At 65.8% G+C, this 20,321-nt stretch carries 18 protein-coding genes and 3 pseudogenes; 12 read left to right on the top strand and 9 right to left on the bottom strand.

Annotation, left to right across the window (positions count from 1 at the left end; all coding sequences use genetic code 11):
• Together BMY68_RS09040 and BMY68_RS30065 are read left to right on the top strand one after the other, a co-directional pair.
• Window positions 1–2,481, top strand: coding sequence for a TonB-dependent siderophore receptor (locus BMY68_RS09040; protein WP_085530589.1), 2,481 nt, complete (start codon window positions 1–3; stop codon window positions 2,479–2,481).
• Between the two features lie 217 nt (window positions 2,482–2,698).
• A pseudogene (locus BMY68_RS30065) lies at window positions 2,699–2,859 on the top strand (IS5/IS1182 family transposase); the annotation flags it as partial.
• 55 nt (window positions 2,860–2,914) lie between these two features.
• On the opposite strand, the gene BMY68_RS29585 reads toward BMY68_RS30065, so the two are convergent.
• Complete coding sequence (locus BMY68_RS29585) at window positions 2,915–3,250, bottom strand: hypothetical protein (RefSeq protein ID WP_139214882.1); 336 nt, start codon at window positions 3,248–3,250, stop codon at window positions 2,915–2,917.
• Between the two features lie 160 nt (window positions 3,251–3,410).
• Here BMY68_RS29585 and BMY68_RS09030 point away from each other — a divergent pair, with 160 nt between their 5' ends.
• On the top strand, window positions 3,411–3,605 hold the full coding sequence (locus tag BMY68_RS09030) for a hypothetical protein (RefSeq protein ID WP_175534817.1): 195 nt from the start codon (window positions 3,411–3,413) through the stop codon (window positions 3,603–3,605).
• Here the strand turns inward: BMY68_RS09030 and BMY68_RS30060 are convergent.
• Window positions 3,602–3,923, bottom strand: a pseudogene (locus BMY68_RS30060) (hypothetical protein); the annotation flags it as partial. The gene BMY68_RS09030 and the pseudogene BMY68_RS30060 overlap by 4 nt on opposite strands.
• A 311-nt stretch (window positions 3,924–4,234) precedes the next feature.
• On the opposite strand from BMY68_RS30060, the gene BMY68_RS09020 reads away from it, so the two are divergent.
• The 5 genes from BMY68_RS09020 (at window position 4,235) to BMY68_RS09005 (ending at window position 8,504) form a co-directional block, all read left to right on the top strand.
• Entirely contained in the window at window positions 4,235–4,678 is a 444-nt protein-coding gene (locus BMY68_RS09020; protein ID WP_085530590.1) for a CopD family copper resistance protein, read from the top strand.
• A 91-nt stretch (window positions 4,679–4,769) separates the two neighbouring features.
• Window positions 4,770–6,128, top strand: a complete 1,359-nt coding sequence (locus tag BMY68_RS09015; protein WP_085530591.1) for an oxygen-independent coproporphyrinogen III oxidase — start codon at window positions 4,770–4,772, stop codon at window positions 6,126–6,128.
• Window positions 6,129–6,472: 344 nt separating this feature from the next.
• Window positions 6,473–7,663, top strand: a complete 1,191-nt coding sequence (locus BMY68_RS09010; protein ID WP_085530592.1) for an NnrS family protein — start codon at window positions 6,473–6,475, stop codon at window positions 7,661–7,663.
• A gap of 26 nt (window positions 7,664–7,689) precedes the next feature.
• The gene (locus BMY68_RS30270; protein WP_274300483.1) at window positions 7,690–7,812 is read left to right on the top strand and encodes a hypothetical protein; all 123 of its coding nucleotides are present in this window, start codon (window positions 7,690–7,692) and stop codon (window positions 7,810–7,812) included.
• Window positions 7,809–8,504, top strand: coding sequence for an anaerobic ribonucleoside-triphosphate reductase activating protein (locus tag BMY68_RS09005; protein WP_172963005.1), 696 nt, complete (start codon window positions 7,809–7,811; stop codon window positions 8,502–8,504). The genes BMY68_RS30270 and BMY68_RS09005 overlap by 4 nt, the downstream gene beginning before the upstream one ends.
• Before the next feature lie 54 nt (window positions 8,505–8,558).
• Here BMY68_RS09005 and soxR read toward each other — a convergent pair whose 3' ends face one another.
• Window positions 8,559–9,044 carry a redox-sensitive transcriptional activator SoxR gene (gene soxR / locus BMY68_RS09000; RefSeq protein WP_085530594.1) on the bottom strand — a complete coding sequence of 162 codons (486 nt, stop codon included), beginning with the start codon at window positions 9,042–9,044 and terminating at the stop codon, window positions 8,559–8,561.
• A 156-nt stretch (window positions 9,045–9,200) separates the two neighbouring features.
• Between soxR and BMY68_RS08995 the strand changes: the two genes are divergently transcribed.
• Together BMY68_RS08995 and BMY68_RS08990 are read left to right on the top strand one after the other, a co-directional pair.
• Window positions 9,201–10,337 carry an efflux RND transporter periplasmic adaptor subunit gene (locus BMY68_RS08995; RefSeq protein ID WP_239694078.1) on the top strand — a complete coding sequence of 379 codons (1,137 nt, stop codon included), beginning with the start codon at window positions 9,201–9,203 and terminating at the stop codon, window positions 10,335–10,337.
• Between the two features lie 12 nt (window positions 10,338–10,349).
• A complete protein-coding gene (locus BMY68_RS08990; RefSeq protein ID WP_085530596.1) occupies window positions 10,350–13,493 on the top strand; it encodes an efflux RND transporter permease subunit in 3,144 nt (1,047 codons plus the stop codon).
• A 77-nt stretch (window positions 13,494–13,570) separates the two neighbouring features.
• Here BMY68_RS08990 and BMY68_RS08985 read toward each other — a convergent pair whose 3' ends face one another.
• The 6 genes from BMY68_RS08985 to BMY68_RS08960 all read right to left on the bottom strand — a co-directional run bounded on the left by BMY68_RS08985 (window position 13,571) and on the right by BMY68_RS08960 (window position 19,048).
• Window positions 13,571–14,404, bottom strand: a complete 834-nt coding sequence (locus BMY68_RS08985) for an enoyl-CoA hydratase/isomerase family protein (protein ID WP_085530597.1) — start codon at window positions 14,402–14,404, stop codon at window positions 13,571–13,573.
• A 124-nt stretch (window positions 14,405–14,528) separates the two neighbouring features.
• Complete coding sequence (locus BMY68_RS08980; RefSeq protein WP_085530598.1) at window positions 14,529–15,815, bottom strand: cation:proton antiporter; 1,287 nt, start codon at window positions 15,813–15,815, stop codon at window positions 14,529–14,531.
• Between the two features lie 12 nt (window positions 15,816–15,827).
• The gene (locus BMY68_RS08975; RefSeq protein ID WP_007923604.1) at window positions 15,828–16,271 is read right to left on the bottom strand and encodes an acyl-CoA thioesterase; all 444 of its coding nucleotides are present in this window, start codon (window positions 16,269–16,271) and stop codon (window positions 15,828–15,830) included.
• Complete coding sequence (locus tag BMY68_RS08970; RefSeq protein ID WP_085530599.1) at window positions 16,261–17,049, bottom strand: glutathione S-transferase family protein; 789 nt, start codon at window positions 17,047–17,049, stop codon at window positions 16,261–16,263. The genes BMY68_RS08975 and BMY68_RS08970 overlap by 11 nt, the downstream gene beginning before the upstream one ends.
• The gene (locus tag BMY68_RS08965) at window positions 17,046–17,990 is read right to left on the bottom strand and encodes a DMT family transporter (protein WP_085530600.1); all 945 of its coding nucleotides are present in this window, start codon (window positions 17,988–17,990) and stop codon (window positions 17,046–17,048) included. Before BMY68_RS08965 ends, BMY68_RS08970 begins: the two co-directional genes overlap by 4 nt.
• A 29-nt stretch (window positions 17,991–18,019) precedes the next feature.
• A complete protein-coding gene (locus tag BMY68_RS08960; RefSeq protein WP_085530601.1) occupies window positions 18,020–19,048 on the bottom strand; it encodes a cupin domain-containing protein in 1,029 nt (342 codons plus the stop codon).
• 276 nt (window positions 19,049–19,324) lie between these two features.
• Here BMY68_RS08960 and BMY68_RS08955 point away from each other — a divergent pair, with 276 nt between their 5' ends.
• Window positions 19,325–19,885: a TetR/AcrR family transcriptional regulator gene (locus tag BMY68_RS08955; RefSeq protein WP_239694077.1), complete on the top strand. Its 561-nt coding sequence runs from the start codon at window positions 19,325–19,327 to the stop codon at window positions 19,883–19,885.
• A gap of 38 nt (window positions 19,886–19,923) precedes the next feature.
• Window positions 19,924–20,019: pseudogene (locus tag BMY68_RS30310) on the top strand (short-chain dehydrogenase); the annotation flags it as partial.
• Window positions 20,020–20,321 lie beyond the last annotated feature (302 nt).

Below are 20,321 nucleotides of genomic sequence, written 5' to 3'. Positions count from 1 at the left end.
ATGTCTCGGGTGAACGCGCCAGGTCGTCTGGCGAACGCAGTGAAAGTCGCTTTGCTGGCAACCACCATGGCCAGCGCCTGTTCGGCGAATGCCGACACGGCCACAGGGGCCGCGGCGCAGCAGAGCCAGGTCCGCGCCTACGACATCGGCGCCGGCAGCCTGGTGGATGTGCTGACCCGTTTTTCCAGCGCCGCCGGGGCGGCGATTTCCTTTGATGCGCAGCAAACCCAGGGCCGGCAATCGCCCGGGCTCAAGGGCCAGTTCGGGGTCGACGAAGGTTTCGCGCGGATTCTGCGCGGCAGCGGCCTGCGCGCCGAGCCCCAGGCCAACGGCAGCTATGTGCTGCGCGCGGTGCCGGTGCTCGGCTCGGCGCTGGAACTGGGCGCCACCAACATCGACGGCCAATTGCTGGGGGCGACCACCGAGGGCAGCGGCTCCTACACCACCGGGGCGGTGACCATCGGCAAGGGCCAGCACTCGCTGCGCGAGACCCCGCAGTCGGTGACGGTGATGACCCGCAAGATGCTCGACGACCAGAACCTGCACAGCATCGACCAGGTCATGGAAAAGACCCCGGGCATCACCGTCTACGACTCGACCATGGGCGGCAAGTATTTCTACTCCCGCGGCTTTCGCATGTCGGGCCAGTATCAGTACGACGGTGTGCCGCTGGACATGGGCAACCTCTATGTCCAGGCCGACAGCTTCAGCGGCGACATGGCCTATTACGACCGGGTGGAAATCCTCCGTGGCGCCGCCGGGATGATGAAAGGCGCGGGCGGCACTGCCGGCGGGGTGAACTTCGTGCGCAAGCGTGGCCAGAGCACGCCGCAGACCGAAGTCACCTTGTCCGGTGGCAGTTGGGACAATTACCGCGGCCAGGTCGACACCGGCGGCCCGCTCAACGAGTCCGGCACCCTGCGTGGCCGCGCGGTGGTGGCCGAGCAGAGCCGGCGTTACTTCATCGACGACGCCAGTCGCAAGGACCAGGTGTATTACGGTGCGCTCGACTTCGACCTGAGCCCCGACACCACCCTCGGCCTGGGCATCGCCTATGAAGACGTCGACGCCAACCCGTGCTGGGGCGGCCTGCCGCGCTACAAGGACGGCAGCGACCTGAAACTCAGTCGCTCGACCTGCCTCGATCCGTCCTGGAACACCTGGCGCAGCAAGCGCACCACGGTGTTCAGCGACCTCAAGCACCAGCTCAACGACGACTGGGCGCTGAAGGTCGCCGGCGTCTACACCAAGAACACCCAGGACATCAAATACACCTTCGCCTCCGGCTCGGTGACCCCCGGCGTCGACACCACTGGCATGCTCGGCAGCATGTACGACTACGACCAGGTCGATTACGGCCTCGATGCCTACCTGGATGGCAAATTCACCGCGTTCGGCCTGCAGCATGAGCTGGTGGTGGGGGTCAACGGCAGTCGCGCGGACAAGGACGATTTCTTCTCGGTAGCCTTGCTGCCGCAGCGGCAGAACGTGTTCAACCCGGACCGGCATATCCCGGAACCGGACGACAACTACTTCATCGAGAACTCGACCCGCGGTGGCCCGGTGAAGACCGTCACCGAGCAGCGCGGCCTGTACTCGACCCTGCGGCTCAAGCTGGCGGAACCCCTGACCTTCGTCGTCGGCGGCCGGGTGAGCTGGTACCGCTCGAAAAGCGATTCGGTGTTCCTCAGCTCGGGCACCTCGGAGCACGCCAGGAGCACCGAGACCGGGCAGGTCACGCCCTTTGCCGGCCTGTTGCTGGACCTCAACGACAACCTGACCGCCTATGCCAGCTACGCGGAGATCTTCACGCCCCAAGGCAACTACCGCTCGGAAAGCGGCTCGGCGCTCAAGCCGCTGGTGGGGGAAAGTTACGAGCTGGGGATCAAGGGCGAATGGTTCGAAGGGCGCTTGAACAGCTCCTTCAACCTGTTCCAGACCGTGCAGAAGGACCAGGCGCAGACCGACTACAACTCCAGCTGTGCGTCATCGGACGGCTACTGCTACCTGAACTCCGGCAAGGTCCGCGCCCAGGGCTTCGAAGCCGAAGTCAGCGGCGAGGTCATCGAGCGCCTGCAACTGCTGGCCGGCTACACCTATACCCAGACCAAGACCCTGGACGACATCGACAGCGGGCTCAATGGCGCCGCGTTCAACAGCTATGTGCCGCGCCATGTGCTGCGCCTGTGGGGCGACTATGCCCTCGATGGCGCGTTCGAGCGCTTCAGCATCGGCGCCGGGGTCAACGCGCAAAGCGACAACTTCCGGGTCTCGCCGGCCACCGGCGAAAAAATCACCCAGGCCGGCTACGCGGTGTGGAACGGCCGCATCGGCTACCGCATCGACGACACCTGGTCGCTGGCGCTCAACGGCAACAACCTGTTCGACAAGCGCTACTACGCCACCATCGGCACCGAGACCTTCGGCAACTACTACGGCGATCCACGCAACTTCACCATGACCCTCAAGGCGCAGTTCTGAGTCGCTCAGCCAATAAAAAACGCCACTCCCGGGAGTGGCGTTTTTGTTTGTGGCTGGTTATCCGATCTCTACCCATCCCTGGGTGTCGCCGGCGCCCAGCAGAGCATCGACAGGCTTCACGGAGCATCCAGCAGCACATCGACGATGGGCGACTTGGGGACTGCGCCTTTTTGACCTGGTGCGTATTTCGGCTGTAGTGGGTGCCGTATCAAGTCATCGTTATCGGATGCAGGAATGATCTTGTTGCGAAATATGAAGCGTAATTCTCAACCAGACTTGCCTAGGCCGTTCGATCACCTTAAATACCGACAGGGCAACATTATCGAGTATATGTTCAGCTGGCTGAAAGAAAATCGCCACATCGTTACGCGCTTCGATTAAATCGCGAAAGTTCTGCGGCGATGGTTTCATCGGCCTGTGCTGTACAGTGTTTTCAATAACTAGGCCCGATAATGATTGCAGTGAAATTGCGGTCTTCAGGAGAGGGTCCCTTACTACTAAAGTCGCTATTCCCGGTGAGGATAATAGCTCTGTTTTCGTCAATGGAAACAATTACCGCGTTATCTGTCGGCCTTCCTGCTTGAGTGGCCCCTGCGTTCCAACTCGGGTAGTTTTGGGAGGCTACAACAACAGGAACATCAGAAAACTGCCCCTGATACTCCACGACATAGATCCCTGCTTGTACTCTGTAAGTTGAAGTTATTCCCTCGGTAGGGTTTTTATAGATAGTTCCATCTTTGTTAACCGAAACAGCTATTGTTTTTGCCATGATTTCATCCTTTAAATTTGGCCTATCCCAGCATGCCGCATCCCCTGACGCCGCAATGATATTGGCTGCTAGACGATAGCAGTCCCAAGGAGTTACCCAAGAACAAATAGAAATTAAAACATGTAACTTCAGAAAGTTTCAGTAATTCAAAAACAGTCAGTTGCACCTTCAAGAAGTGAATCAAGCAGCACTGCGCCTTCCGATGCTGTTCCGTCAGAATCCTACTGCCATGACGGGCAGCGACATCGAGGCCGAGGTAAAAAATGAGGATGAATGGTGGCAACGCAATTGGGACAAACACCGTACCGCGCCGATTAAAAATCTCTGGCGGACGGTACTCAGGCTTAACTTTTAAAGGGTGATTGGTTTCATCTTTCCGCCCAGCAGACTGGCCTAGTTGCCGCTGCAGTGAATGCAGCGGCGTTGCCCGGTGGCGGTGTCGGCCCATGGGTATGAGTCGCCAGTTGGTTGTTCATGTCAGCCACCAGGCCAAGCAGATCGTATATCACCTGCAGCACGTTAACCCCTCTGACCCTGTCCAAGACCTTGGCGTCTGCAGGCACTGGTTGACCTCCGCCAGACTCCGGCGCAGTCCCCGGATTTTCTCCTGCATGTCGCCGCCGACGGTGGCGTTATGTTTCTGCCCCACTACCAGATTCAGGTCGCGGCCGGTGAGCACCTGGGAGTGGATACTTTGTGGGCACTACCGCAGGGCGGAGTGCCGCTTTTTCTGGGGAGTAAAAGACGAAGCAGCGCAATACGCGGCTTTCAAGGTGGTGGGTCCACCCGGACTTGAACCGTGGGGACTTGTGGCTTTCTTGATTGACGTCAACCGCGCCCGCGGGGCGGGGCGGTAGTCTCGCGGCAACGTGCGAGGCCGGGGCGATTCCGCCTGGTCCGAGCCCATCGAGGTGGCGTTCTTTCCCACGCTGACCGGCGGTTGAGGCGCTGGCCCAGGCCGCGCAACTCTGATTCGGAGGGCCCATGATCTATCCGCTGCTGCTCACCCTGCACCTGCTCGCCGCGCTGGTCTTCATCGGCACAGTGTTCTTCGAGGTGCTGTTCCTGGAACACATCCGCCAGCAACTGCCCGCCAAGCTCATGGTACTGCTCGAACAGGGCATCGCCGGCCGTGCCCGCCAGCTGATGCCCTGGGTCCTGCTGGTGCTGTTCGGCGCCGGGCTGGGCATGGTCTGGGTGCGTTACCTGCCGGTGCTGGCGGCGCCCTTGGCGTCGTCGTTCGGTACCTTGCTGCTGCTGAAGATCCTGCTGGCCGCCAGCGTGCTCGGGCACTTCCTGGTGGCCATGCTGCTGTTCAGGAGCGGGCGCATGAATGCCCGCTATTCGCGCTTTATCCATCACAGCCTGTTCGGCCATATGCTGCTGATCGTGCTGCTGGCCAAGGGCATGTTCTACCTGAACTGGTAGGCCGGCGGCGCCCCACGCTTGATGCAAGTCAAGGAGCCCCGGGCGTTAACGCCGGACACTGGCCCTCCACCGCCAGCCATGGAGCCCTGTCATGCCTGATCTACTGCCGCACCGCAGCGAGCCGGTCGTTCGACGCGATCAAGGCGTGCTCGATCCCAACGGCCATGCCGACACCCGCCGCTTTCACGGCGGCATCGGTTCCCTGGACCTGCTGCGGGCATTGCGCAACAGCCGGCAGAAGCGCCGGCCGCTGTCCTTGAACGTGCAGTTCCCGCCGCGCCTGGCGGGCACGCCGGTGGACGCTGGCGCAAGCTACCTGCGGCGGCTGGAGCGGGAGATCGACCTGGTGGGCTGCCACCTGGCGCCGGAGCAGCGCATCGAGCAGTTCCACCTGGGTGGCGGCACCCCGGAGGCGGCGCAACTGCAACGCTTGATGCAGCACCTGCGCCAGCGCTTCCACTTCCTCGAACACGATTGCGGCGACTACAGCATCGACGTCGACCTGCACCCCACCGATTGGGCGACCATGGGCCTGCTGCGCGAGCAGGGGTTCAACCAGGTCAATATCGGGGTGCCGGATATTGGCAGCGACAGCCAGCTGTCGGTGGCCTGCTACCAGAACCCGGCGCCCATCCATTCGCTGATCGATGCGGCGCGGACCTTTGGTTATCGCTCGGTGAATGTCGACCTGGGGTATGGCCATGCCTGGCAGACCCCTTCGAGCTTCGCCTCGAAGCTCGGCACCCTGATCGAGCTGGAGCCCGACCGCCTGCAGGTGTTCGACTATGCCCGGCCACCGTTGCGCTACCGGCGCCAGAGCCAGGAGCGCCCCGCGGCAGCTTGCAGCCAGGAGGCCAAGGAGACGATGCGGCGCATCTGCTTCGAGCGCCTGCTGGCGGCGGGTTACCAGTACATCGGCCTGGGCCAGTTCGTGCGCCCCGACGACGACCTGATGATGGCCCAGGAGCGCGGCCGGTTGCGCCGCAACTGCCAGGGGTTTACTTGCCACGGCTATTGCGACCATGTGGGTTTCGGCCTGGGCGCCATCAGCCAGTTCGACGAGCTGTATACGCAGAACAGCGAGCTGCTCGACGACTACCTGCAACAGCTGGGCCTGGGCCAGCTGGCGACCCGTCGCGGCTGGCGCTGCGAGGCCGGCGACCAGGTCCGGCAGATGGTCATGGAGCGCCTGGCGTGCGACCTGGAGCTGGACATCCTGGCCATTGAGAGCCGCTACGGGCTGATCTTCCGCCAGTACTTCGCATCCGCCTGGCTGCGCCTGCAGCAGCTGAGCTGGAATGGCCTGGTGGAGCTTTCGGAGCGCTTCATCAGCATCCTGCCCGCCGGCCGGCTGGAAGTGGACAGCATCTGCCAGCTGTTCCAGGAGGACCTGGACAGCCCGGGGCAAGCCTGCGGTTGCGAGTGCGTGGAGCCCGATTGCGAGCGTTGATTGCAGGGGGAATGCCAAAGGCGTGGTCAAAAGGACTTGGCAATTACGGGTGCAAATGACTAGCGAATGGTCATTTTGACCCTCGCGCTGTAAGGCAAGCCCCGGCACCGCGCCGGCCGCCACCCCGGCCCGCCGGCCTATGGCCGTTCCTGGTGGTGATCGGGCCCCGGGGCACGGCCCTTGCACTGCTGGAAAGGACGACGGGCACAACAGCCCGCCGCATCCCGGGCAAGCTTGATGTGCGACAACGGCAAGGGCGCGCCAATGGCCGATGATGGCCGGGGATTTTATTCGCCGCGTGTCGACCGTCGCCGGGTCGCACGCTGGGTAAAGGAGTGGGCTTGATGCAAGTACTTGAGCGTCGTGCGGCGCTGGCGATCGTGCCGCTGTTGCGCCTGGCCTTCCGGCCGTTTTTCCTCGCCGGTTGTGTCCTGGCGCTGCTGGTGGTGCCGCTGTGGCTGACGGCGCTGCAGGGCGCCCTGGGCGACTGGCAACCGGCGGGAGGCTGGCTGGGCTGGCACCGCCACGAACTGCTGTTCGGTTTCGGCCTGGCGATCATCGCCGGCTTCCTGCTGACCGCGGCGCAGACCTGGACCGGCCAGCCGGGCCTGAGCGGCCAGCCGCTGGCGGTCCTGGCCTTGCTCTGGCTGGCCGCGCGCCTGGCCTGGCTAGGCAGCGCGCCCTGGCCGTTGCTGGCCGTGCTGGAACTGGGGTTTCCCCTGGCGTTGGCCGGGTTGATGGGCCGCATGCTGTGGAAGGTGCGCCAACAGCGCAACTACCCGATTGTCCTGGTGCTGCTGTTGCTCGCCGCGGCGGACGGCCTGTCGGTGGCCGGCCTGCTGCAAGGCCACAAAGGCTGGCAGCGCCAGGGCGTGCTGAGCGGTCTGTGGCTGGTGGCGGCGATGATGAGCCTGATCGGCGGGCGGGTGATTCCGTTTTTCACCCAGCGCGGCCTCGGTCGGGTCGCGGCCGTGGCGCCCTGGCCATGGCTCGACTATCTGCTGCTGGCGGGCTCGGCCCTGGTGGCGCTGCTGTATGCCGCCGGGCCGGCGCTCATCGCCAATACCTGGGTTGGCGCGCTGTTCCTGCTGCTGGCGGTCGCGCATCTGCTGCGGTTGTGGCGCTGGCAGGATCGCGGGCTGTGGCGCGTGCCGCTGCTGTGGTCGCTGCACCTGGCCTACGGCTGGCTGGCGCTGGCGTGCCTGGGCATGGCGCTGTGGCATTTCGGTGCGCCGCTGAACCCCAGCCTGGCCGTGCACGGCCTGACCATCGGCGCCATGGCCGGGTTGATCCTGGCGATGATCGCCCGGGTCAGCCTGGGCCACACCGGGCGGCCGCTGGAGCCGCCAGCGGGTATGACCCTGGCGTTCATCCTGCTCAATCTGGCCTGCCTCAGCCGGGTGCTGCTGGTGCTCTGGCTGCCGGTGGCGGCGTTGTGGCTGGCGGGCCTGTGCTGGGCCCTGGCCTTTGCCCTGTACGTCTGGCGCTACGGGCCGATGCTGCTGCGGGCGCGGGTCGACGGGCACCCGGGGTGAGCGCAGAGCAAGCAAGGAGAAGGGCAATGATCTACCCCAGGTTACCGGTCACCCATTTGCGGGCGGCCTTCGGTCTTATCGGCACGCGGTTCTTCGAGGTGTGCAGCCTGCACGTCACCGAACAGGCGACCGCGGCAGGGCGCCCATGAGCCGAAAGATGCGGGTCGGGGGCATGGTGCCCCTGACCACTCTCGACTACCCGGGGCTGCTCGCCTGCGTGCTGTTCTGCCAGGGCTGCGCCTGGCGTTGCCGCTACTGCCACAACCCGCAACTGATCCCGCCGCGCGGCAGCGAGGAGCTGGACTGGTGCCGGGTCCTGAGTTTCCTGCAGCGCCGCCAGGACCTGCTGGACGCGGTGGTGTTCAGTGGCGGCGAGCCGACCCTGCAGGACGGTTTGCCGGCGGCGATGGATGAAGTGCGCGCCATGGGTTTCCGCATCGGCCTGCACAGCGCTGGCATCAAGCCGGCGGCCTTTGCCCGGGCGGTGGCCGGCGCCGACTGGGTCGGCTTCGACGTCAAGGCCCTGGCCGAAGATGGCCCGATGATTACCGGCGTGCCGGGCAGCGGCAAGGCCAACTGGCGCAGCCTGGAGCTGCTGCTGGCCAGCGGCGTCGACTACGAGTGCCGCACCACCGTGCACTGGCACCTGTTGCAGCCGGCCCGCCTGTTGCTCCTCGGCCAGCGCCTGCAAGCCCTGGGGGTCAAGCGCTTCGCGGTGCAGATGGTGCGCACCGCGCGCATGCTCGACCCGCAATTGCCGAGCACGCCGCAACAGGTGCTGGTACCGGACCTGTGGCAGCACCTGCGCGAGATGTTCCCGGTGTTCGTGTTGCGCGGCTAAGGCGCTGGCGCGGATGGGACGGTCGCCGCCGGGGAGGGCAGGCGACTTCCTCGATCAATCGGCCTGCGGCTCGCCGGGGATCGCGATTTTTTGGTCCCCCAGCCAGCGACGGGCGCCGCAGCCGTTGCGCGAGTAGATGTCCTCGGGGTTGTTGAGCTGGCAGTGTTCCATCGACATGCAGCCGCAACCAATGCATTCCTCCAGGCTCATGTTCAGCCGTTCGAGTTCGGCGATGCGTTGCTGCACCCGGGTTTTCCAGGTGGCGGTCAGGCGCCGCCAGTCCGCGCCCGCCGGGGCGGTGTTGATGGGCAGGCCGGTCAGTTGCTGGATGATTTCATCCAGCGAGAAACCGATGCGCTGGGCGAACACGATATAGGCGATGCGCCTGAGGATCGAGCGCGGGTAGCGGCGGTGGCCGCTGCCCACGCGGATCGAGTGGAGCAACCCGCGGGTCTCGTAGAAACGCAGGGCCGAGGCCATGACGCCACTGCGCCGGGCCACTTCGGTGATGGTCAGCAGCGGTTCGCTGGGCTTTTTCATGGGGCCTCCGAAGGGGCTTTACTTAAAGTTAGCTTTAACTTTTATATTCCGTCTGCCTATAAATCAACACCTCTGTTGCAGCGGGAGTCCACGTTCATGAATCGAATTCGCCGAGTAGTCGGTCGAGGCTGTTCTTCAACCCATCGATTGGGCGCGTTGTGCCTCCTCTTGGCGCTGGGCGGCTGTGACGAAAAGGGTGAACCGGTCGCCGCCGCGGCGCCGGTGGTCGAGGTGACGACCGTGAGCGTGCAGGCGGTGCGGGAGTGGGACCTGTTCAATGGCCGCATCAGCGCGATCGACGCGGTCGACCTGCGGCCACGGGTCAGCGGTTATGTCGACCGGGTGGCGTTCCGCGAGGGCGACGAGGTGGAGAAGGGCCAGACCCTGTTCGTCATCGATCCGCGTCCTTACCGCGAGGCGCTGGCCAGCGCCCAGGCCCGGCTGGCCCGGGCCCGCGCCACGGTGCGCCTGGCCAGCGAGCAGGACCGCCGCGGCCAGGCCCTGGTCAAGCAGTCGGCGCTGTCACGGGAGGAGGGCGACATTCGCAGCGCCTCCCTGGCCCAGGGCGTGGCGGACGTGAACGCGGCCGTCGCCGAGGTGGCCACGGCCCAGCTCAACCTCGACTTCACCCAGGTCCGCGCGCCGTTTTCCGGGCGTGTCGGCCGGGCCATGCTGACCCTCGGCAACCTGGCCCAGGCCGACCAGAGCGTGCTGACCAGCATCGTTTCCCAGGACCCGATGTACGTCTATTTCGATGCCGACGAGCAGAGCCTGCTGCGCTACACCGAGCTGCTGGGCAAGGGCCAGCGCCCGGGGGTGAGCAATACCGTGCGGGTCGGCCTGGCCAACGATGTCGGGACCTTCCCCCTGACCGGCACCGTGGACTTCCTGGATAACCAGGTCGACCCGGCCACCGGCACCATCCGCGTGCGCGCGGTGCTGCCCAACCCCGAGCGCCGGCTGACCGCGGGCCTGTTCGCCCGGGTGCGTCTTGAAGGCGGCAGCGAGACCCGTGCGGTGCTGATCGACGACCGCGCGGTGCAAACCGACCAGGACCGCAAATACGTGTACGTCATCGGCCCGCAAAACCAGGCCCTGCGCAAGGACGTGACCCTGGGCCGCCAGCTCGATGGCCTGCGGGTGATCAGCGCCGGGCTGGCCGCCGGCGACCGGGTGGTGCTGAACGGAGCGCAGAAGATCTTCTACCCGGGCATGGCGGTGGAGCCCAGGGACATCGCCGCGCCGCCGCAGCAGGCCGCGGCCGCCGCGCCCCAGACACCCTTGGCGAATTAAGGAAGAGCGGCCATGGATTTTTCCAAGTTTTTCATCGACCGACCGATCTTCGCCATCGTCCTGTCGATCATCATTTTCGCCCTCGGCCTGATCGCCATCCCGGTGCTGCCGTCGGGGGAATACCCCGAGGTGGTGCCGACCAGCGTGGTGGTGCGCGCCACCTACCCGGGGGCGAACCCCAAGGAGATCGCCGAGTCGGTCGCCGTGCCCCTGGAAGAGGCGATCAACGGCGTCGAAGGGATCATGTACATGAAGTCGGTCACCGGCTCCAACGGCAGCCTGGCGCTGAGCATCACCTTCGTCCCCGGCGTCGATCCGGACACCGCCGCGGTGCGCGTGCAGAACCGCGTGAGCCAGGCGCTGTCGCGGCTGCCGGAAGAGGTGCGGCAGTATGGCGTGACCACCCAGAAGCAATCGCCGACGCCGCTGATGTACGTCAGCCTGCTGTCCCCGGACAACAGCTACGACTCGCTGTACCTGCGCAATTACCTGACCCTGCACGTCAAGGACGAGCTGTCGCGGCTGTCCGGGATCGGCGATGTCGGGGTCTACGGTTCGGGCGACTACGCGATGCGCATCTGGATGGACCCCAACAGCCTGTCGGCCCGGGGACTGACCGCGGCCGACGTAGTGAACGCGATCCGTGAGCAGAACGTGCAGGTCTCGGCCGGCCAGCTGGGCGCCGAGCCTTCGCCCCAGGGCGCCGACTTCCTGGTGTCGATCAGCGTGCGCGGGCGCTTGCGCAGCGAGCAGGAGTTTGCCGATATCGTCCTCAAGAGCGGGGCGGACGGGCAGTTGGTGAAGCTGTCGGACGTGGCCCGGGTCGAGCTTGGCGCGGGCGACTACACCCTGCGCGCGCACCTGGATGACCGCAACCAGGCGACGGTGGGGATTTTCCTCTCGCCGGGGGCCAACGCCTTGCAGGTCGCCGAGGCGGTCTACGGCAAGCTCGACGAACTGTCCCGGCATTTCCCCGAAGGCGTGGCCTACAAGGCGGTGTGGGACCCGACGGTGTTCGTCCGGGAATCCATCAGCGCGGTGCAGCACACCCTGATGGAAGCCGTGGTGCTGGTGGTGCTGGTGGTGATCCTGTTCCTGCAGACCTGGCGCGCCTCGATCATCCCGCTGATCGCGGTGCCGGTGTCGGTGATCGGCACCTTCGCCTGGCTGTATTTGCTGGGGTATTCGATCAACACCCTGACCCTGTTCGGCCTGGTGCTGGCCATCGGCATTGTGGTCGATGACGCGATTGTGGTGGTGGAAAACGTCGAGCGCTTCATCGAAAAGGGCTACGACCCACGGGAGGCCGCGCACCGGGCGATGAAGGAGGTGTCCGGGCCGATCATCGCCATCGCCCTGGTGCTGTGCGCGGTGTTCATTCCCATGGCCTTTCTCTCCGGCGTCACCGGCCAGTTCTACAAGCAGTTCGCGGTGACCATCGCGATTTCCACGGTGATCTCGGCGATCAACTCCCTGACCCTGTCGCCGGCCCTGGCGGCCAAGCTGTTCAGGCCCCACGGCGCGCCGCAGGATTGGCTGGAGCGGGGCATCCAGAAGGTGTTCGGGGGCTTTTTCCGCGCCTTCAATCGGATGTTCAAACGCCGCTCCGAGGGTTATCACGGCCTGGTGTCCTACTCCCTGGGGCGGCGCGGCTCGGTGTTCTTGCTCTACGCCTTGCTGCTGATCGGCACGGCCTGGATGTTCAACCTGGTGCCGGGCGGTTTTATCCCGACCCAGGACAAACTCTACCTGTTCGCCGGCGCGAAGCTGCCGGAAGGCGCGTCCCTGGCCCGCACCGATGCGGTGACCCGCGAGCTGATCGAGACGGCACTCTCGGTGGAGGGCGTGGAGACCGTGCCGGCCTTCAGCGGCCTGAATGCCTTGCAATCGGTCAACACGCCGAATGTCATGGCCGCCTACGTGATCCTCAAGCCGTTCGACCAGCGCGAACGCGGCGCGGCGCAGATCAATGCCGAACTCAACGCCAAGCTGTCCCAGGTCCACGAAGGTTTTGCCTATGCGCTGTTGCCGCCGCCGATCCAGGGGCTGGGCAACGGTTCGGGGTATTCGCTGTACCTCGAGGACCGTGCGGGCCTGGGTTACGGCGCCCTGCAGAATGCCTTGAGCGCCTTCCAGGCCGCGGTGGCGCAGACCCCGGGCATGACTTACCCGGTCAGCTCCTACCAGGCCAACATCCCGCAGCTGGAGGTGCAGGTGGACCGGGTCAAGGTCAAGGCGCAAGGGGTGTCGCTGAGCGATGTGTTCAATACCTTGCAGACCTACCTGGGCTCGGTCTACGTCAATGACTTCAACCTGTTCGGCCGGGTCTACCGGGTCATGGCCCAGGCCGACAGCTCCTACCGGCAGACCGCCGAGGACATCGGCAACCTGCGGGTGCGCAACGACCGGGGCGAGATGGTGCCGCTCGGCGCGATGATCACCGTGACGCCCAGCTACGGCCCCGATCCGGTGGTGCGCTACAACGGCTACCCGGCGGCCGACCTGATCGGCGACTCCGATCCCAAGCAGCTGTCGTCGGGCCAGGTGATCGCCAAGCTGGAAGAGATCGCCGCCCGGGTATTGCCCCGCGGCATCACCCTGGAATGGACCGACCTGAGCTACCAGCAGGTCACGCAGAGCCATGCCGCGGCGGTGGTGTTCCCGCTGGCGGTGATGCTGGTGTTCCTGGTCCTCGCCGCCCTGTACGAGAGCTGGACGCTGCCCCTGGCGGTGATCCTGATCGTGCCGGTGTGCATGCTCGCGGCCTTGTCGGGGGTGTGGCTCAGTGGTGGCGACAACAACGTCTTCGTCCAGGTGGGGCTGGTGGTGCTGATGGGCCTGGCCTGCAAGAACGCGATCCTGATCGTCGAGTTCGCCCGGGAGCTGGAGCTCCAGGGCAAGGGCATCATCGAGGCGGCGCTGGAGGCCTGCCGCCTGCGCCTGCGGCCGATCGTCATGACCTCGGTGGCGTTTATCGCCGGCTCCGTGCCGTTGCTGATCGGCAGCGGCGCGGGCAGCGAGATCCGCCGCGCCACTGGCGTCGCGGTGTTCTCCGGCATGCTCGGGGTGACCCTGTTCGGCCTGTTCCTGACCCCGGTGTTCTACGTCGCCTTGCGCAAGCTGGCAGTGCGCTACGCGCCGGCGGTCACGGCGTAACAGGCAGCCCGGGGTGTCGAGGCGGGCGCCCTGGGCCTGTCATTCTTGACCGCCGGCGTCGCGGCTTGCCGCAGCTCTCAATCCTTGGTCAACCCCGGCGTCTGGGCCGGTACGTCGTCGCGCAGGTCCGGGTGGTCGCGCTCGCGGAAGCGGCGTAGTCCTTCCTGGGTTTCCGGCTCATGGATGGAGCGGTTGAAACACTCGGCTTCGATGCGCAGGCCCTCGGCCAGGGGCTGGCCGTAGCCGCGGATGACGGCTTCCTTGTCCGAGCGCATGGCGGGCTGGGGCAGGGTGCAGAGCAGGCGCGCCAGTTCCAGCGCCCGCTCCAGCGAGCGGCCCTTGGCGACGACCTCGTTGACCAGGCCGATCGCCAGCGCCTCGCCCGCGGAAATGACCTTGCCGGTGAGAATCAACTCCAGTGCCCGGCCCATGCCGACGATGCGTGGCAGGCGCTGGGTGCCGCCATCGCCCAGGCCGATGTTCCAGCGGCGGCAAGTCACGCCGAAGCGCGCGTGTTCCTCGGCGATGCGCATATCGGCGAAGCAGGCCCATTCCAGGCCGCCGGCGTAGGCCACGCCGTTCACGGCGGCGATCACCGGTTTGTAGATATCCGTCCAGCGGCTCGGGCCGATGATCCCGGGGCGCTCGCCGCGGTTGTGCGCGGCGATCTCGTCCGGAGTGGTGGGCACCAGATCGAGCGCCGCCTTGAGGTCGCCGCCGGCACAGAAGGCCTGGTCGCCAGCGCCGGTGATGATGGCCACGAGGGCGTGCGGATCGTCGCGAAAACGGCTCCAGGCCTCAATCAGTTCCAGGTGGGTGGTGGGGCCGATGCAATTGCGTTTCTGCGGTCGGTTGAAGCGGATGATCCTGACCGGTCCCTGGGTTTCGTAGTCGATTTCGGTGAAGACCATGGCCGCCGCACCTCCTGTGGTTGGCGAGGAATGTCCGGTACCCGGCCAGGCTTTCGGGCGCAGGCAAGGCACAACCTGCGAGTGTAGCTCCTGGGTTTTTCCGGCCTTCCCGGTCGCTCGATGGTTACCGATCGGAAGTCTGCAGCCCGCCTTTCGCCAGGGCGGATGGAAGGACCTCGGTCCTGGCCAGGCGCCGGAGCAGCGGGGTGGTCATCAAGGTGGTGGCGATGGCCACCATCAGCAACAGGAAGAACGCGCTCTGGGAGATCAGCCCCATGTCCAGGCCCACAGAGAGCACGATGATCTCGATCAGGCCGCGGGTGTTCATCAACACCGCGACGCTGCGCGAGACCTCCACGGACAGGCCGGCCAGGCGTCCGGCGAGGTAGCAGCCGGCGGTCTTGCCCAGCACCGCGGCGGCAAAGAAGGCCAGCAGCCACAGCCAGCTGTCGAGCGGCGCCAGGGCGCCGAGGTCCATCTTCAACCCGGTGGCGGCGAAGTAGAAGGGCACCAGCCCGATGTTGACGAAGCCTTCCATGTGGCGGTGCCAGTGGTGGCGCTGCTCGCGCAGCAGCCAGCCGGCGATCAGCCCGCCCAGGGCGCTGTGCAGGCCGATCAGGGTAGTGATCCAGCCACACAGCAGGGCGGTCGCCAGCATCAGCGCCATGCTCATATCGGCGGCGGGGGCCGCGCTGCGGGTCGCGGGCAGCCGCGTAAACAAGGTGTGCAGCAGCGGGCGCAGGCCCCAGCGTGCGAGGGCGAGGAACAGGACGATGAAGCTCAGCTGGCGCAGCACCCCGAACAGCGAGCTGTCGCTGCTGGAAAGGGCGACGATGACCGTCAGCAGCACCCAGCCAATGATGTCGGTGATGGCGGCGGCCGCGATGCCCACGGTCCCGGCCAGCGAGTGCTCCAGCCCCAGGTCGCTGATGATTCGCACCAGCACCGGCAGGGCGGTGATCGACAGCGCGATGCCGCAGAACAGCACGTAGCCGAGCCGGGGTTGAGCGGGCGCCAGGGCGCTGTGGGAGAGCAGCCCGACCATGGCCCCGAGGGCGAAGGCCAGGATCACCCCGCCGCTGGCCACCGAGAGGGCGCTGAAGCCGATCTTGTGGCTGCCCAGGTGGTTGTTGTCGAAGCGCAGGCCGATCTGGAACATCAGCAGGACCAGGCCGATATTGCCCAGGTTCTCGATGCCCAGGCGGATGGCCGTCGGAAAGACCGCGGCATGCCACTGCGCGCCGAGGGCCAGCAGCAGGCAGGGACCGAGCAGGATGCCCACGCAGATTTCGCCGATCACCCGCGACTGCCCCCAGCGGGCCAGCAGCGCGCCGCACAGCTGGCTGGCGACGATGATCACCGCCAGTTGGAAAAACGGCAGGGCCGAGAACAGTTGCTGGAGCGTCGACATGGCGTCCTCCGCCTATTTTTCCGCGAACGACTCCGCGGCCGTGGTCAGGGCGCCCAAGCGGCGCCGCGCCGTTTCGCCAAAGGGTTTCGAGCGCCGGCTCTGGGCATCGATCTGCACGATCACGGTGCTGGCCAGGGCCGCGCAGCGGCCGTCCTGGAACAGCGCCTGCTCCAGGGTCATCGAGCTTTTGCCGAGGGTCGCGACCCGGGTGCCGATCTGCACCGTGCCGGGCCAGCGCAGTTCGGCGCGCAGGTCGAGCTCCAGGCGCGCGATGACAAATTCGCTGCCAGGTTCGGCGAGTGGCGCGTGCGGGTCGTAGATGATCTCCACCCGCCCGGTTTCGAGGAAGGTGGCGAATACCGCGTTGTTCACATGGCCCTGGCGGTCGGTATCGGCGTAGCGGATCTTGTCCGAGGAACGGACGGCGAAGTCGTGCAGGGCGGGGTCATTGGACATGGCGTGCTCCAGTCTCGATAGGGGTGGCCAGGGTGGCCGCGCGCGCCAGCCCGCCAAAGGCGTCCAGCAGGCGTTCGCGCCAGGCATGCAGGGCGTCGTTGGGGGCCAGCAGTTCTTCGCCGCTGGTGCAGCGCGCCCACATGAACATGCCGAACACACAATAGTCGGCGTAGGCCGGGGCTTCGCCGGCCAGGAAGGGCTGGCCCTTGAGGGTTTGGCGAAGCGGGGTCAGGACTTGGCGCAGTTGCTCCAGGTGCTGAGCCTGGGGGGCCACCAACTGTTCCAGCGAGGTGCCGAAGTGCGCTTCGCGGGAGCTGCGGAAATAGGCCCGGTCCTCGGCGGCCAGTTGCGCGTAGACATCCAGCAGGATCACCCGGGCCACGGCGGGCAGCAGCATGCTGTCGGCCCAGCGGTTGACGAAAGCCGACAGCGCGATGGCCTCACGGCCGCCGAACAGGGACGGGCGCTCGGGGTAACGCTGCTCCAGGTGCAGGGCGATGCGCCAGGAGTCGCTGATGCTCTGGTCCCCATCCACCAGCACCGGGACCGCGCCTTGTCGGGAGAAGGCGATACGCGCCTTGTCGCTGAAGCGCCAGGCGATGCGCTGGCTTTGCAGCCCCTTGTGGGCCAGGGCCATGCGGGTCTTCCAGCAGTGCGGGCTGAAGCGCAGGTCCGGGTCGGCGCCGGCCAGTTCGTAGAGGGTCAGGGGTGCGCTGCTCATACTGGGTTTTCCTTGGTTGTGGACAGTGGCCGCTGTCCGCTCATGCAGGTCGTTCATGGCGTGGGTCCTGGTGGCCTGGGCGTCGGCTGGCCGATGGCGCCCGGCAGCGGGCGCGGGCGTTGCGGCAGCAGGGTCAGGAGCATGCCGGCGGTCACCACCAGCAAGCCGGCGATGGCAGTGCTGTCCGCGCGCTCGCCGAGTAGCAGGGCGGCCAGCACCATGGCCGTGCCCGGCACCAGCGCGGCGAAGGTGGAACCGAGCGCAGCACCGAGCAACTGGACCGAGCGGCTGTAGAAGAACAACGCCACCGTCGACACCAGCAGGCCCTGGTAGACCACCTGAATGCCGATATCCCAGAGCGGCGCCTGGAGGATCCGCAGCCCGCGGCTGCCCAGGTAGACCGGCAGGTACAGGACCATCGAGCACACCGAGACGATCGCGGTGGCGTGCAGCGCGTCGCTGCCGGACCATTTCGACACCAGGGTATAGATCGCCCACAGCAGGCCGCCGAGCAGGAACATCAGGTAGGCGTAGGGCGAGGCCTGGGCCCCGGCGAAACTGTGCCAGCCGGCCAGCAGCACGCCGCCGATGATCAGCGCGGTGCCGGCGTTCGCCCGGGCGCCGAGGCGGGTGCCGAACAGCCGCGCGCTGATCAGGATCGACAACAGGATCATGCTGCCGGGAGTCACCACCGCGAACAGTTCCACCGGGGCCAGGGCCAGCCCTTGGGCCACCACCAGCATGTACGGCGCGCCGATGCCGACGACCATCAGGCCGATGGTTGTCCAGCTCAGGCCCCGACGGCCATGGCGGAGCAGGTACGGCAGCAGGATCAGCCCGGAGACGCCGTAGCGGATGCAGGTGATGTCGTAGGCATCCAGCGGCGTGCGGGTCAGCCCCAGCCGGGTGACCACCGGGAACGCGCCCCAGATCAGGGCCGCGGCGAGGCCGCACAGAATGCCGGCCCAACGCTGTTCGGGACTGACGGTAAGCGTCATGAGCGGGTCCTCGCTGCGGCGCCTGGGGGCTAGCGGTGGCCGATCTTCACCGAGCCGGCGTTGCCGCGCTTGCGCAGGTAGGCGTACTCGATGTCGTTGAGCAGCATCTGCGCCCGATTGATGTGGCGCGAGGCGTAGTTGACGCTGGTGAGGAAGTGCGCCAGCTCCTCGGTCTCGGCGAAGTGGCCGTTGTCATGGGCGACCTTGGAGAGGTCCAGGTTGCGGCGGTTCTCCAGCTTATCCAGGTAGTCGATGTCGATCACCCGGAACGCCGCGCCGATGCTCAGGCCACGGGCATTGAGCACCTTGTGCCATTCGAAGGGCGGGTTGATCAGCACGTCGCCCGGTTCGACGTAGACGGTGTCGGCCTCGTAGTCGCCGCCTGGCGCCTCGCGGCCGCTGCTGGTTTCGAACATCAGGTCGTAGTCGCGGAACTGGTCGCCCAACTGCGGTGGGCGAGTGCTCCACTTCTTGGTGCCGGCGATCATCACGAAAATATTCAGGGTCGGGAAAATGTGCCAGTCGCTGCCCACCGCGCCGCGGGCCGGCTCGCCGTATTCCTGGGTGCTGTAGCCGAGGAACATGTGGCCGGTGACTTTCCAGGCGTCGATGTTGAACCAGGGTTTGCTGAAGACGTGCTGCTTGACCAGGTTGAAGGCGTCCTTGCCCCACTCGTAGGGGTCGTTGTAGCTCGAGGAAATGGTGCCCAGGTGCGAGTAGACGTCGAGGTTGTGGGTGAAGATGTCGTCGAGGAATTCCTGCCCGGTGCCGACGCGACCGGTGACGTAGTTGTAGTCCGAGGCGCCGTTCTCGTCGCGCATCGACACTGGCTGGTCGCCGGACTTGACCCGCCATTGCAGGTTTTTCCCCGAGCCGACCTGATCGAAGAACGCCCGTTGCGCGAACTCCTCGCCGATGGGCGCGAGTTTGCGCAGCAGGGCCGGTTTGCTGAACCCCTCGGTGAAGCGCTCGACCTTGTCGCGGGTGAGCTCGCCCTTGTGCTCGGCGGGCTCGATGACATTGATGTAGCCATACTGGATACGACTGTTCGAAACCATTTCGAAGACTCCTTTTTCCTGACGTAAAAAGAGAAAACCGCTCGCGCCCACGAGCGCTATTACCGGGCGTGACTGCGCAGGTGAAGCCGACTTCCTTCCGTGGCGCGGAACGAAAGTCGTGGACCAGTACATCAAGCATGCTTACCGCACAGCGCCTATCGGCTATGATTGACAGGGCTGTCAAGGATCGCAGTGTTGGTATCTTTGACAACGTTGTCAACAATTATGTGAGCAGTGATTTTTATGGCGGGTGTCAGGCAGTTTGACGAAGAAAAAGTGTTGTCGGCGGTCCTTGAAGTGTTCTGGCGCAAGGGCTGGCAGTCCACCTCCATGGCCGACCTGGCCGAGGCGGCCGAGGTCCAGCGCGGCTCGCTGTACCATGCCTACGGCGGTAAGGAAGCGTTATTCCTGCTGGCGTTCGAAGCCTACGCCACGCGCTTTCTGGGCAACGCCGCCAAGGCCCTCGAGGCCGCGGATACCGAGACCGCACTGCGGCGTTTTTTCGAAGTGGCGATCAGCAACATGACCAGCGGCACGCCGGCCAAAGGCTGCCTGACCACCAAAACGGCCGCCGAAGCCGATGCGATCGGCCCGCGCATCCAGCAACGCTTGCGCGAGCTGCTGGACGCCCTGCAACTGACCATCAGCAGCGCGCTGTCGGCCGAGCGGATCCGGGGCGACCTGGTCCTGGCGCCGGATGAAGCGGCGCAGGTCATGGTCACCTTCACCCGCGGGCTGGCGGTGATGGAACGCATCTACCAGGAGCCGCAGCGTTTGCGCAGCACGGCCGACTCCCTGGTGCGCATGCTGGTGCCGAGCGTCCAGGCGCGGGCCTAGGCTTTGCCTCGGTTTTAGCGGGCGTCGCGCCCGGGCGACTGCTTCAACGTATTCTGGTCACCGGCGCCGGTTCGGGTTTGGGCCGTGTGGCGGCGCTGCGCCTGGCCGCCAATGGGCATGAGGTGATCGCCGGGGGGGCAGATCACCCCGCAGGTCACCGAGCTGCGCGAATTTGCAGCCAGCCTGGACCTCAAGCTGTGGATGGAGAAGCTCGACATCATTACGGGGGCTTTGCGCAACCTTCTGCCGACGCACTTCGTCGACATCGTCAAGCAGGAGCAGCAGGACGCCTGGACGCGCCAGCAATCGTAGGTGGGGCTGGCGCCCGAGACTGCCGGCCTTTTCCATCAGTCCTCAGGCGCATCCCTTGGATGTGTCCGGGGACATGCGGTGGGGCCAAGGTCATCGGGGTCAATGGGGGGAAGGGGGCCGGACA

Source organism: Pseudomonas sp. NFACC41-3 (genome assembly GCF_900109505.1).
In the GTDB taxonomy this organism is placed as follows: Bacteria; Pseudomonadota; Gammaproteobacteria; order Pseudomonadales; family Pseudomonadaceae; genus Aquipseudomonas; species Aquipseudomonas chlororaphis.
Note: the sequence above shows the minus strand (reverse complement) of the source record. Positions and strands in the feature narration are given on the sequence as shown.